This window comes from Enterobacter sp. 241F3, assembly GCF_034106785.1.
GTDB lineage: Bacteria > Pseudomonadota > Gammaproteobacteria > Enterobacterales > Enterobacteriaceae > Enterobacter > Enterobacter vonholyi.
The window spans coordinates 1-13,051 of record NZ_JAWNDD010000008.1; the positions used below are offsets into that span (position 1 = coordinate 1).

At 57.1% G+C, this 13,051-nt stretch carries 8 protein-coding genes; 7 read left to right on the forward strand and 1 reads right to left on the reverse strand.

Annotated features, from left to right (window positions below):
* The first annotated feature begins 282 nt into the window (after positions 1 to 282).
* The 4 genes from metA (at position 283) to aceK (ending at position 6,208) form a co-directional block, all read left to right on the forward strand.
* Entirely contained in the window at positions 283 to 1,212 is a 930-nt protein-coding gene (metA, locus tag UR504_RS18100) for a homoserine O-acetyltransferase MetA (protein ID WP_320739994.1), read from the forward strand.
* Between the two features lie 270 nt (positions 1,213 to 1,482).
* Positions 1,483 to 3,084 carry a malate synthase A gene (aceB, locus tag UR504_RS18105; RefSeq protein ID WP_115876957.1) on the forward strand — a complete coding sequence of 534 codons (1,602 nt, stop codon included), beginning with the start codon at positions 1,483 to 1,485 and terminating at the stop codon, positions 3,082 to 3,084.
* A gap of 31 nt (positions 3,085 to 3,115) precedes the next feature.
* Positions 3,116 to 4,420 (forward strand): isocitrate lyase, encoded by a 1,305-nt coding sequence (gene aceA, locus UR504_RS18110; protein WP_024906665.1) that lies wholly within the window; start codon positions 3,116 to 3,118, stop codon positions 4,418 to 4,420.
* 51 nt (positions 4,421 to 4,471) lie between these two features.
* Positions 4,472 to 6,208, forward strand: coding sequence for a bifunctional isocitrate dehydrogenase kinase/phosphatase (gene aceK, locus UR504_RS18115; protein WP_302238033.1), 1,737 nt, complete (start codon positions 4,472 to 4,474; stop codon positions 6,206 to 6,208).
* A gap of 37 nt (positions 6,209 to 6,245) precedes the next feature.
* Here aceK and iclR read toward each other — a convergent pair whose 3' ends face one another.
* Positions 6,246 to 7,073 carry a glyoxylate bypass operon transcriptional repressor IclR gene (gene iclR / locus UR504_RS18120; protein WP_127729219.1) on the reverse strand — a complete coding sequence of 276 codons (828 nt, stop codon included), beginning with the start codon at positions 7,071 to 7,073 and terminating at the stop codon, positions 6,246 to 6,248.
* A 193-nt stretch (positions 7,074 to 7,266) separates the two neighbouring features.
* Between iclR and metH the strand changes: the two genes are divergently transcribed.
* The 3 genes from metH to UR504_RS18135 all read left to right on the forward strand — a co-directional run bounded on the left by metH (position 7,267) and on the right by UR504_RS18135 (position 12,951).
* Entirely contained in the window at positions 7,267 to 10,950 is a 3,684-nt protein-coding gene (metH, locus tag UR504_RS18125) for a methionine synthase (RefSeq protein WP_302238029.1), read from the forward strand.
* 116 nt (positions 10,951 to 11,066) lie between these two features.
* Positions 11,067 to 12,698, forward strand: coding sequence for a Na/Pi cotransporter family protein (locus tag UR504_RS18130; protein ID WP_111965810.1), 1,632 nt, complete (start codon positions 11,067 to 11,069; stop codon positions 12,696 to 12,698).
* A gap of 49 nt (positions 12,699 to 12,747) precedes the next feature.
* Complete coding sequence (locus tag UR504_RS18135; RefSeq protein WP_127729223.1) at positions 12,748 to 12,951, forward strand: type II toxin-antitoxin system CcdA family antitoxin; 204 nt, start codon at positions 12,748 to 12,750, stop codon at positions 12,949 to 12,951.
* The last annotated feature ends 100 nt before the right edge of the window (positions 12,952 to 13,051 follow it).

The window sequence follows — 13,051 nt, forward strand, 5'->3', positions numbered from 1 at the left end:
CCGTAGCGCCGATGGTAGTGTGGGGTCTCCCCATGTGAGAGTAGGGAACTGCCAGGCATCAAAATAGAAGAACCCCGTACCGAAAGGTGCGGGGTTTTTTGCTTTTGTTTTTCACCCTCTCCCTGCGGGAGAGAGACGGGGCGAGGGGCATCAAACCGTACCATTCTCTCCTTGAAACTTTCTCACCTTCCGCTTGCAGACTCGACATTCAAACCGTTTCTGGGTATCGTTAGCTATCTGGATGTCTAAACGTTTATACGTATGCTGTGAGGATATAAAGCTATGCCGATTCGGGTGCAGGACGAGCTACCAGCCGTCAATTTCTTGCGTGAAGAAAATGTCTTTGTCATGACGACTTCACGTGCGACAGGTCAGGAAATTCGCCCGCTGAAGGTGCTTATTCTCAATCTGATGCCAAAAAAGATCGAAACAGAGAACCAGTTCCTGCGTCTTCTGTCGAACTCCCCGCTGCAGGTCGATATTCAGCTGCTGCGAATCGATGCCCGTGAGTCACGTAACACGCCTTCCGAGCATCTGAACAACTTCTACTGTAACTTCGATGACATTCAGGGTGAAAATTTCGACGGACTGATTGTGACCGGCGCGCCGCTGGGCCTGGTGGAATTTAACGATGTCGCTTACTGGCCGCAGATCAAACAGGTTCTGGAGTGGGCAAAAGATCACGTCACGTCCACGCTGTTTGTCTGTTGGGCGGTACAAGCCGCACTGAATATTCTTTATGGCATCCCCAAGCAAACCCGCACTGAAAAGCTCTCCGGCGTATACGAACACCACATTCTCCAACCACATGCGTTGCTGACGCGTGGTTTCGATGATTCTTTCCTGGCCCCGCATTCTCGCTACGCCGATTTCCCGGCCCAGCTGATTCGTGATTACACCGATCTGGAGATCCTGGCCGAAACGGAAGATGGGGACGCTTACCTGTTTGCCAGTAAAGATAAGCGCATTGCCTTTGTGACCGGACATCCTGAATACGATCCGCACACCCTTGCGTCAGAGTATTTCCGTGATGTCGAAGCGGGTCTTAACCCGGATGTCCCGTACAACTATTTCCCGAAAGACGATCCACAAAACAAACCGAGAGCGACCTGGCGCAGCCACGGGAATTTGCTTTTTACTAACTGGCTCAACTATTACGTCTACCAGATCACACCATACGATCTGCGTCACATGAATCCAACGCTGGAGTAATCGTCTGCACTAAACGATCCTAAAGCGTTTCAGCTATTCAAATCAGGCACCTTCGGGTGCCTTTTTTATTTCCGAAATATAACTCACCATTCTGTAAAACTTTAATCTTAATAAAATCAATAAATTAATTGCTATTTATAATTAAAATGGAAATTGTTTTTGATTTTAGAAAAAATGGAGATAGTCTTAATTCTGCTGAGCGAAAACTACCCAACGATCTTTCGTTCGCATCGGGAGCGTGATTTTGGATCTTTGATGAGGAGCAGAGTAATGACTCAACAGGCAACGACGGTCGATGAACTGGCCTTTACCCAGCCGTATGGTGAGCAAGAACAGCAGGTATTGACGGCAGAAGCGGTAGAATTTCTGACTGAACTGGTGACCCGCTTTACGCCGCAGCGTAATAAGCTGCTGGCGGCACGCATTCATCAGCAGCAGGAAATTGATAACGGCAAGTTGCCTGGTTTTATTTCGGAAACCGCTTCCATTCGCCGTGGCGAGTGGAAAATCCGCGGCATCCCTGAAGATTTACAGGATCGTCGCGTTGAGATCACCGGTCCGGTAGAGCGAAAAATGGTGATCAACGCCATGAACGCGAACGTTAAGGTCTTCATGGCCGATTTTGAAGATTCCCTGGCGCCGGACTGGCGTAAGGTCATCGAGGGGCAGATCAACCTGCGCGACGCCGTGAACGGCACCATCAGCTATACCAACGAAGCCGGTAAAATTTACCAGCTCAAACCGAACCCGGCGGTGCTGATCTGTCGCGTACGCGGCCTGCACCTGCCTGAAAAACATGTCACCTGGCGTGGGGAAGCCATTCCGGGCAGCCTGTTTGATTTCGCGCTTTATTTCTTCCACAACTACAAAGCCCTGCTGGCGAAGGGCAGCGGCCCGTATTTCTATCTGCCTAAAACGCAGGCCTGGCAGGAAGCAGCCTGGTGGAGCGAGGTCTTCAGCTACGCGGAAGATCGTTTCAACCTGCCGCGCGGCACCATCAAAGCCACGCTGCTGATTGAAACGCTGCCTGCCGTATTCCAGATGAATGAAATTCTGCACGCCCTGCGTGACCACATTGTCGGTCTGAACTGCGGACGCTGGGACTATATTTTCAGCTACATCAAAACCCTGAAAAACTATCCCGATCGCGTACTGCCGGATCGCCAGGTCGTGACCATGGATAAACCGTTCCTGAGCGCCTACTCGCGTCTGCTGATCAAAACCTGCCACAAGCGCGGCGCCTTTGCGATGGGCGGCATGGCGGCTTTTATCCCGAGCAAAGACGCAGAGCGCAACAATCAGGTGCTCAACAAGGTGAAAGCCGATAAAGAGCTTGAAGCCCGTAACGGTCACGACGGCACGTGGATTGCGCATCCCGGCCTGGCCGATACGGCAATGGAGGTCTTCAACCGCGTCCTCGGTGACAACAAAAACCAGCTGTTTGTCACGCGTGAAGACGATGCCCCAACGGCTGAAGAACAGCTGCTGGCCCCGTGCGCGGGCGAACGGACGGAAGAGGGGATGCGGGCCAATATTCGCGTTGCGGTGCAGTACATCGAAGCGTGGATCTCCGGCAACGGCTGCGTACCGATCTACGGCCTGATGGAAGATGCCGCGACGGCGGAGATCTCACGTACCTCTATCTGGCAGTGGATCCACCATCAAAAAACGCTCAGCAACGGCAAGCCGGTGACCAAATCACTGTTCCGCCAGATGCTGGCCGAAGAGATGCGGGTGATCCAGGACGAGCTGGGCGAACACCGCTTCAGCAGCGGACGCTTTGACGACGCCGCGCGCCTGATGGAGCAAATCACGACATCAGATGACTTAATCGACTTCCTGACCCTGCCGGGCTACCGCTTCCTGGCGTAATCCACCACATAACAATATGGAGCATCTGCACATGAAAACCCGTACCCAACAAATCGAAGAATTGAAGAAAGAGTGGACACAACCTCGCTGGGAAGGCATCCGCCGTCCTTACAGCGCTGAGGAAGTGGTGAAATTACGCGGCTCGGTCAATCCGGAATGCACGCTGGCGCAAAATGGCGCGGCGAAAATGTGGAAGCTGCTGCACGGTGGTTCCAAAAAAGGCTACATCAACAGCCTCGGTGCGCTGACCGGCGGTCAGGCTCTGCAGCAGGCGAAGGCGGGTATTGAGGCTATTTACCTCTCCGGCTGGCAGGTCGCGGCGGACGCCAACCTGGCCTCCAGCATGTATCCGGATCAGTCGCTCTATCCGGCTAACTCCGTGCCGTCGGTCGTGGATCGGATCAACAACACCTTCCGCCGTGCGGATCAGATCCAGTGGGCTGCCGGTATCGAACCTGGCGATCCGCGCTTTATTGATTACTTCCTGCCGATCGTTGCGGATGCGGAAGCGGGCTTCGGCGGCGTGCTGAACGCCTTCGAGCTGATGAAATCGATGATTGAGGCCGGTGCAGCGGCCGTTCACTTCGAAGACCAGCTGGCGTCAGTGAAGAAGTGCGGACATATGGGCGGTAAAGTGCTGGTTCCTACACAGGAAGCGGTTCAGAAGCTGGTTGCCGCACGTCTGGCTGCTGACGTGCTCGGCGTGCCGACGCTGGTCATTGCCCGTACCGATGCGGACGCGGCTGACCTGATCACCTCTGACTGCGATCCGTACGACAGCGAGTTCATCACCGGCGAGCGCACCAGTGAAGGTTTCTATCGTACCCACGCAGGTATCGAGCAGGCTATCAGCCGTGGTCTGGCGTACGCGCCTTACGCGGATCTGGTCTGGTGTGAAACGTCCACGCCGGATCTGGCGCTGGCAAAACGCTTCGCTGATGCTATTCATGCGAAGTACCCGGGCAAACTGCTGGCCTACAACTGCTCGCCGTCCTTCAACTGGCAGAAAAAGCTGGATGACAAAACCATCGCCAGCTTCCAGCAGCAGCTGTCCGACATGGGCTACAAATACCAGTTCATTACTCTGGCAGGCATCCACAGCATGTGGTTCAACATGTTCGACCTGGCGCACGCCTATGCGCAGGGTGAGGGCATGAAGCACTACGTTGAGAAGGTGCAGCAGCCGGAATTTGCGGCGGGCAAAGATGGTTATACCTTCGTCTCTCACCAGCAGGAAGTGGGAACCGGCTACTTTGATAATGTGACCACGATTATTCAGGGCGGCACCTCCTCCGTCACCGCCTTGACGGGTTCAACGGAAGAAGCACAGTTCTAATCTTTTCCCCCTCTCCCCCCTGGGGAGAGGGTTGGTGGTGAGGGGGAATATATGTCGCGTGGCCTGGAATTACTGATTGCCCAAACTATTTTGCAGGGCTTCGATGCCCAGTATGGTCGTTTTCTTGAAGTGACCTCCGGCGCGCAGCAGCGCTTCGAACATGCAGACTGGCATGCGGTTCAGCAGGCCATGAAGCAGCGTATCCATCTCTACGATCACCACGTGGGTCTGGTGGTGGAGCAGCTGCGCTGTATTACCGACGGTAAAAGTCCGGACGCGGAATTTTTACTGCGCGTGAAGGAGCACTACACCCATCTGTTACCCGACTACCCGCGCTTCGAGATTGCGGAGAGCTTTTTCAACTCCGTCTATTGCCGGTTATTTGACCACCGCTCATTATCTCCTGAGCGGTTATTTATCTTCAGCTCCCAGCCCGAGCGGCGCTTTCGTACCATTCCGCGTCCGCTGGCGAAAGATTTCTTTCCCGATCGCGGATGGGAAAAGCTCCTGCACCGCGTGCTAACGGATTTGCCGCTGCGCCTGCCCTGGGAGAATAAAACCCGAGATATTGGTTATATCCACGCGCATCTCAACGAAACCTTCAGCGCGGAGTTGCTCAGCCACAGCCATTTGCAGGTTGCCAACGAGCTTTTCTACCGCAATAAAGCCGCCTGGCTGGTGGGTAAACTGGTTACCCCTACGGCCATCGTGCCGTTTCTGTTACCGATCCACCGTACTGACGACGGGGAACTGTTTGTCGATACCTGCCTGACAACCGGCGCCGAGGCCAGCATCGTGTTTGGCTTCGCACGCTCCTATTTTATGGTGTACGCTCCGCTGCCCGCCGCGCTGGTGGAGTGGCTGCGCGAGATCCTGCCGGGCAAAACCACCGCCGAGCTGTATATGGCTATTGGCTGCCAGAAGCACGCTAAAACGGAAAGCTACCGGGAATACCTGCGTTATGTCACCACGGCCGATGAGCAGTTTATCGAAGCGCCCGGCATTCGCGGCATGGTGATGCTGGTGTTTACGCTTCCGGGTTTCGACCGGGTATTTAAGGTGATCAAAGACAGATTCGCGCCGCAGAAAGAGATGACCGCCGCGCACGTCCGCGCCTGCTACCAGCTGGTTAAGGAACACGATCGTGTCGGTCGCATGGCGGATACCCAGGAATTCGAAAACTTTGTGCTGGATAAGCAGCAGATCGACCCGGCGCTCATGGCGCTGTTAATGCAGGAAGCTCCCGCGAAAATCACCGATCTGGGTGATAAAATCGTGATTAGCCATCTCTATATTGAACGCCGCATGGTGCCGCTGAATATCTGGCTGGAGCAGTCCGAAGGTCAGGCTTTAAGAGATGCGATTGAAGAGTACGGCAACGCGATTCGCCAGCTTGCCGCCGCCAATATCTTCCCGGGCGATATGCTGTTCAAAAACTTCGGCGTTACCCGTCACGGGCGGGTGGTGTTCTACGATTACGACGAAATTTGCTACATGACTGAAGTGAATTTCCGCGATATCCCACCGCCCCGCTACCCGGAAGATGAGCTTTCCAGCGAGCCGTGGTACAGCGTCTCGCCGGGCGATGTTTTTCCCGAAGAGTTTCGCCACTGGCTGTGCGCCGACCCGCGCATCGGGCCGCTATTCGAAGAGATGCATGCCGATCTGTTTCGCGCCAGCTACTGGCGCGGACTGCAAACGCGGATCAAAAATGGGCATGTCGAAGATGTGTATGCATACCGCCGCAAGCAGCGGTTTTGCATCAGGTTTTCAGAGGGCATCATGTAGGCCGGGTATGGCGAAGCCGCCACCCGACAATGCATGCTTAACGAATCCCACCGTACGCCAGCGTCACCTCTTTCGCCGCCTTAATCACCAGCGCACCCAGTTCGGTCACGCGGTCATCGGTCATGCGCGAAATCGGTCCGGAGATGGAGATGGCGGCAAACGGCTCGCGGTGCTCGTCAAAAATACAAGCTGCGATACAGCGCAGGCCCAGAGCATGTTCTTCATCATCAAACGAATAGCCGCGCTTGCGGGTCAGAGCAAGATCTTCTTTTAAATGCACGGGCGAGACCAGGGTGGCGTGGGTATAGGCGTGTAGCCCTTTACGGTGCAGCAGGCCCGTCACCTGCTCTTCGCTCAGCTGCGAGAGAAATGCCTTTCCCGCGCCGGAGGCGTGCATCGGCAGCTTGCCGCCAATCGGCGCGGACATGCGCATCAGCTGCGTGCACTGCACCTGGTCGATGATAATCGCCTGATGGTCGCTCTGGTCCAGCACCGCCAGGTTTACGGTCTCGCCGGAGTCCTCCATCAGCTTGCGCAGAATCGGGTGAACAATCGCCAGCAGGTTGCGGCTCTGCAGGAAGCTGCTGCCAACGATAAATGCATGCGCGCCCACCGCCCAGTGCCCCAGCTCGCCCACCTGGCGGACAAAGCCCAGCTGCTGCATGGTGGTCAGAAGACGGTGCGTCGTGGAGTTCGGCAGGCCAGCCTGCTGGGCAAGCTCCGTCAGGGCCACGCTGCTGTGCGACTCGGCTATCCACTCCAGCAGCTTCAAACCGCGCGTGAGCGATTGAACCTGTCCGCCCTGTTGTGCGGTGGTGGCAGCAGCAGGTTTTCTGCCGCGTTTAGCGGGAACGGTCGCGACCATGACGATCTCCTTTTTCTGTATCGTGGAAATCATTTTCGTTTTATTTGGTGAATTTGCAACCGTTATCCTGACTGATCGGAGGAGTGATGGTGAACATGTCTCATGTTACCGCTGAGCGACTTTTCCGCCCTGCGAGATTGTGCCAGTATGGAACGCAGCCTTTTGGCCTTGTTGAGCGTTGTCGGGAGCAAGTGTGAGCAGCAAAGTAGAGCAACTGCGTGCGCAGTTAAATGAACGAATTCTGGTGCTGGACGGCGGCATGGGCACCATGATCCAGGGGTATCGTCTGAGTGAAGATGATTTCCGCGGCGAACGCTTTGCCGACTGGCCCTGCGACCTGAAAGGGAACAACGACCTGCTGGTGCTCAGCAAGCCGTCCGTGATTAAAGATATCCACAACGCCTACTTCGAAGCGGGTGCGGATATCGTTGAAACCAACACCTTTAACTCGACAACCATCGCCATGGCGGATTACCAGATGGAATCCCTGTCGGCGGAAATCAACTTTGAAGCCGCGAAGCTGGCGCGCGCCTGCGCCGACGAGTGGACGGCCCGCACGCCGGATAAACCGCGCTACGTTGCCGGGGTGCTTGGCCCAACCAACCGCACCGCGTCGATTTCACCGGACGTCAACGACCCGGCGTTTCGTAATATCACCTTTGACCAGCTGGTTGCTGCCTACCGTGAATCGACCAAAGCGCTGGTGGAAGGCGGTTCCGATCTGATCCTGATTGAAACGGTATTCGACACCCTCAACGCCAAGGCCGCGATTTACGCGGTGAAAGAGGAGTTCGAGGCGCTGGGCGTTGACCTGCCGATCATGATTTCCGGCACCATCACCGATGCCTCCGGCCGTACCCTGTCCGGCCAGACCACCGAAGCGTTTTATAACTCCCTGCGCCACGCCGACGCGCTCTCCTTCGGCCTGAACTGCGCGCTGGGTCCAGATGAACTGCGCCAGTACGTGCAGGAGCTGTCGCGCATCGCGGAATGCTACGTCACCGCGCACCCGAACGCCGGTCTGCCGAACGCCTTCGGCGAATACGATCTTGATGCCGATACCATGGCGGCGCAAATCCGCGAGTGGGCCGAGTCTGGATTTCTGAACATCGTCGGCGGCTGCTGCGGCACCACGCCTGAACATATCGCTGCTATGAGCAACGCCGTCGCCGGGCTGCCGCCACGCAGGCTGCCCGAGCTTCCGGTTGCCTGTCGTCTCTCCGGCCTTGAGCCGTTGACCATCGGCGAAGACAGCCTGTTTGTGAACGTGGGCGAGCGTACGAACGTTACCGGTTCCGCCAAGTTCAAACGTCTGATCAAAGAGGAGAAGTACAGCGAAGCGCTGGATGTTGCCCGTCAGCAGGTGGAAAGCGGCGCGCAGATTATCGATATCAACATGGATGAGGGGATGCTCGACGCCGAAGCGGCGATGGTGCGTTTCCTCAACCTGATTGCCGGTGAGCCGGACATCGCCCGCGTGCCGATCATGATCGACTCCTCCAAATGGGACGTGATCGAGAAGGGGCTGAAGTGCATTCAGGGTAAAGGCATCGTCAACTCCATCTCCATGAAAGAGGGCGTTGATACCTTTATTCATCACGCGAAGAGGGTGCGCCGCTACGGTGCCGCCGTGGTGGTGATGGCCTTTGACGAAGTGGGCCAGGCCGATACCCGCGCGCGTAAAATTGAGATTTGCCGCCGCGCGTACAAAATACTGACCGAAGAGGTGGGCTTCCCGCCGGAAGACATCATCTTTGACCCGAACATCTTCGCCGTGGCGACCGGTATCGAAGAGCACAATAACTACGCCCAGGACTTTATCGGCGCGTGCGAGGACATTAAGCGCGAGCTGCCGCATGCGCTGATCTCCGGCGGCGTGTCGAACGTGTCGTTCTCGTTCCGCGGTAACGACCCGGTGCGCGAAGCGATCCACGCCGTGTTCCTCTACTACGCCATCCGCAACGGGATGGACATGGGGATCGTCAACGCCGGCCAGCTGGCGATTTACGACGACCTGCCCGCAGAGCTGCGCGACGCGGTAGAAGACGTGATCCTTAACCGTCGCGACGACGCCACCGAGCGCATGCTGGACCTGGCGGAAAAATACCGCGGCAGCAAATCGGATGAATCTGCCAACGTTCAGCAGGCCGAGTGGCGCGCCTGGGACGTGAAAAAGCGTCTGGAATATTCGCTGGTAAAAGGCATCACCGAGTTTATCGAGCAGGATACCGAAGAGGCGCGTCAGCAGTCAGCCCGCCCGATCGAGGTGATCGAAGGGCCGCTGATGGACGGCATGAACGTGGTAGGCGATCTGTTCGGTGAGGGCAAAATGTTCCTGCCGCAGGTGGTGAAATCCGCCCGCGTGATGAAGCAGGCCGTGGCGTACCTGGAGCCGTTTATCGAGGCCAGCAAAGAGAAAGGCTCCAGCAACGGCAAAATGGTCATTGCCACCGTCAAGGGCGACGTGCACGACATCGGCAAGAATATCGTCGGTGTGGTGCTGCAGTGCAATAACTACGAGATTATCGACCTTGGCGTCATGGTCCCGGCGGATAAAATCCTCAAGACCGCGCGCGAAGTGAACGCCGATCTGATTGGCCTCTCCGGGCTGATCACCCCGTCGCTGGACGAAATGGTTAACGTGGCGAAGGAGATGGAGCGCCAGGGCTTCACCATTCCTCTGCTGATTGGCGGCGCGACCACCTCCAAAGCGCACACGGCGGTCAAAATCGAGCAGAACTACAGCGGGCCGACGGTCTACGTTCAGAACGCCTCGCGCACGGTAGGCGTGGTCTCCGCGCTGCTCTCTGACACCCAGCGCAACGAGTTTGTTGAGCGCACCCGCAAAGAGTACGAAACCGTTCGCATCCAGCACGGGCGCAAGAAACCGCGCACCCCGCCAGTTTCACTCCAGGCGGCGCGCGATAACGATCTGGCGTTTGACTGGTCGAGCTATACGCCGCCGGTCGCGCATCGACTGGGCGTTCAGGAGGTCAGCGCCAGCATAGAAACGCTGCGCAACTACATCGACTGGACGCCGTTCTTTATGACCTGGTCGCTGGCGGGCAAATATCCGCGCATCCTGGAAGATGAGGTCGTAGGTGAAGAAGCGAAACGCCTGTTTAAAGATGCCAACGATATGCTCGACACGCTGAGTGCTGAGAAAACCCTCAATCCGCGCGGCGTGGTGGGGCTATTCCCGGCCAACCGCGTGGGAGACGACATCGAAATTTATCGCGATGAAACCCGCACCCACGTGCTGGCGGTCAGCCGCCATCTGCGTCAGCAAACCGAGAAAGTGGGCTTTGCCAACTACTGCCTGGCCGATTTTGTCGCGCCGAAGCTGAGCGGAAAAGCCGACTATATCGGCGCCTTTGCGGTAACCGGCGGTCTGGAAGAAGATGCGCTGGCGGACGCGTACGAAGCGCAGCACGACGATTACAATAAAATCATGGTGAAAGCGATAGCCGATCGCCTGGCGGAAGCCTTCGCCGAGTACCTGCACGAGCGCGTGCGCAAGGTGCACTGGGGCTACGCGGCGAATGAAAACCTCAGCAACGAGGAACTGATCCGCGAAAACTACCAGGGTATTCGTCCGGCACCGGGATATCCGGCCTGTCCGGAACACACCGAAAAGGGCACTATCTGGCAACTGCTGGACGTCGAAGCCCATACCGGAATGAAGCTCACCGAGTCGTTCGCCATGTGGCCGGGTGCGTCCGTCTCCGGCTGGTACTTCAGCCACCCGGACAGCAAGTACTTTGCCGTGGCGCAGCTGCAGCGCGATCAGATTGAAGATTACGCCCTGCGCAAAGGCATGAGCGTATCAGAAGTCGAGCGCTGGCTGGCACCGAATTTAGGCTACGACGCAGACTAACGTCACTTTTCCTTACAACAAACAGGGCACCTCAAGGGTGCCTTGTCTCTTTCTTACGCTTAAACCCTTATACTGAACCTATGGAAAACGAATAACGATAAGGAGGAAAACCTTTCGTGCTGACCTTGTTACACCTGCTTTCTGCAGTCGCACTGCTCGTATGGGGCACCCATATCGTTCGTACCGGCGTGATGCGCGTCTTTGGCGCGCGCTTGCGTACCGTTCTCAGCAGCAGCGTTGAGAAGAAGCCGCTCGCCTTCTGCGCGGGTATTGGCGTAACGGCACTGGTGCAGAGCAGTAACGCCACAACCCTGCTTGTCACCTCCTTTGTGGCGCAGGATCTGGTGGCGCTGGCTCCGGCGCTGGTCATTGTGCTGGGGGCCGACGTGGGGACCGCGCTGATGGCGCGTATCCTGACCTTCGATCTCTCCTGGCTGTCGCCGCTGCTGATTTTTGTCGGCGTCATCTTCTTCCTCGGCCGCAAACAGACGCGCGCCGGCCAGCTTGGACGCGTGGGCATTGGCCTGGGGCTGATTCTGCTGGCGCTGGAGCTGATTGTGCAGGCGGTCACCCCTATTACCGAGGCCAACGGCGTTCAGGTCATCTTCGCTTCCCTGACCGGGGACATCATGCTCGACGCGCTGATTGGCGCGGTGTTTGCCATCGTCAGCTACTCCAGCCTGGCCGCCGTGCTGCTGACGGCCACGCTTACTGCCGCCGGGGCGATCTCCTTCCCGGTGGCGCTGTGTCTGGTGATAGGTGCCAACCTCGGCTCTGGCCTGCTGGCGATGCTCAATAACAGCGCGGCCAACGCTGCCGCCCGCCGCGTGGCGCTCGGTAGCCTGCTGTTTAAGCTGGTGGGCAGCCTGATTATCCTGCCCTTTATCCATCCGCTGGCGAACCTGATGGACAACCTCCCGCTGCCGAAGGCGGAGCTGGTGATCTACTTCCACGTGTTCTACAACCTGGTGCGCTGCCTGGCGATGGTGCCTTTTGCCGGGCCGATGGCCCGCTTCTGCGAACGTCTCATTCAGGACGAACCGGAGCTGGATGCGCGCCTGAAGCCGAAGCACCTGGATACGTCCGCGCTGGATACCCCGGCACTGGCGCTGGCGAATGCCGCGCGCGAGACGCTGCGCATGGGCGACGCGATGGAAACCATGCTCGAAGGCCTGCAAAAGGTGATGCACGGCGAGCCGCGAGAGGAGAAAGAGCTGCGCAGACTGGCGGACGATATCAACGTGCTCTATACCGCCATTAAGCTTTACCTGGCGCGCATGCCGCAGGACGAACTGGCGGAAGAGGAGTCCCGCCGCTGGGCGGAAATCATTGAGATGTCGCTTAACCTTGAGCAGGCCTCCGATATTGTTGAGCGCATGGGCAGCGAGATAGCCGATAAATCGCTGGCCGCACGCCGGGCGTTCTCCGTTGAAGGCTTAAAAGAGCTTGAAGCGCTGCACGAACAGCTGGTCAGCAACCTCAAGCTGGCGATGCTGGTCTTCTTTTCCAGCGACGTGCCGAGCGCGCGCCGCCTGCGCCGCAACAAGCATCGTTTCCGTATCCTGAACCGCCGCTATTCGCACGCCCACGTTGAGCGTCTTCACCAGCAGAACGTGCAGAGCATCGAAACCAGCTCGCTTCATCTGGGGCTGCTGGGGGATATGAAGCGTCTCAACTCGTTGTTCTGCGCGGTGGCCTACAGCGTGATGGAACAGCCGGATGAAGATGACGAGCGGGATGAGTATTAATCTCTGAAAGCGCCTCGCAAAACTTTTTTGCGAGGCGTGACACCTTATCATGCGCCATTTACACACTACACTTCGCCAATTCATGCGCATTCCGATGGGGGGCTCATGCGCACTACTCATGGCTGCACTGCAGGAGCAGTTTCGTGCGCATCAGCGCGCAGAGTGGTTAGCAGAAAATAAAGTTTCTATCGAGGCCATTAACCAGTGGGTTGATGAAAACGGCTCCTTTAGTGACTTTCAGAGGTCATTCTGATGGATCAATAGGCAGGCATATCGCCAAAAGAGTTAGGCGAGCGTGTCGCCGATCTTACGCAAAACAGTGCTTCATTGCGGGATGCACTCGATTTTTTGAT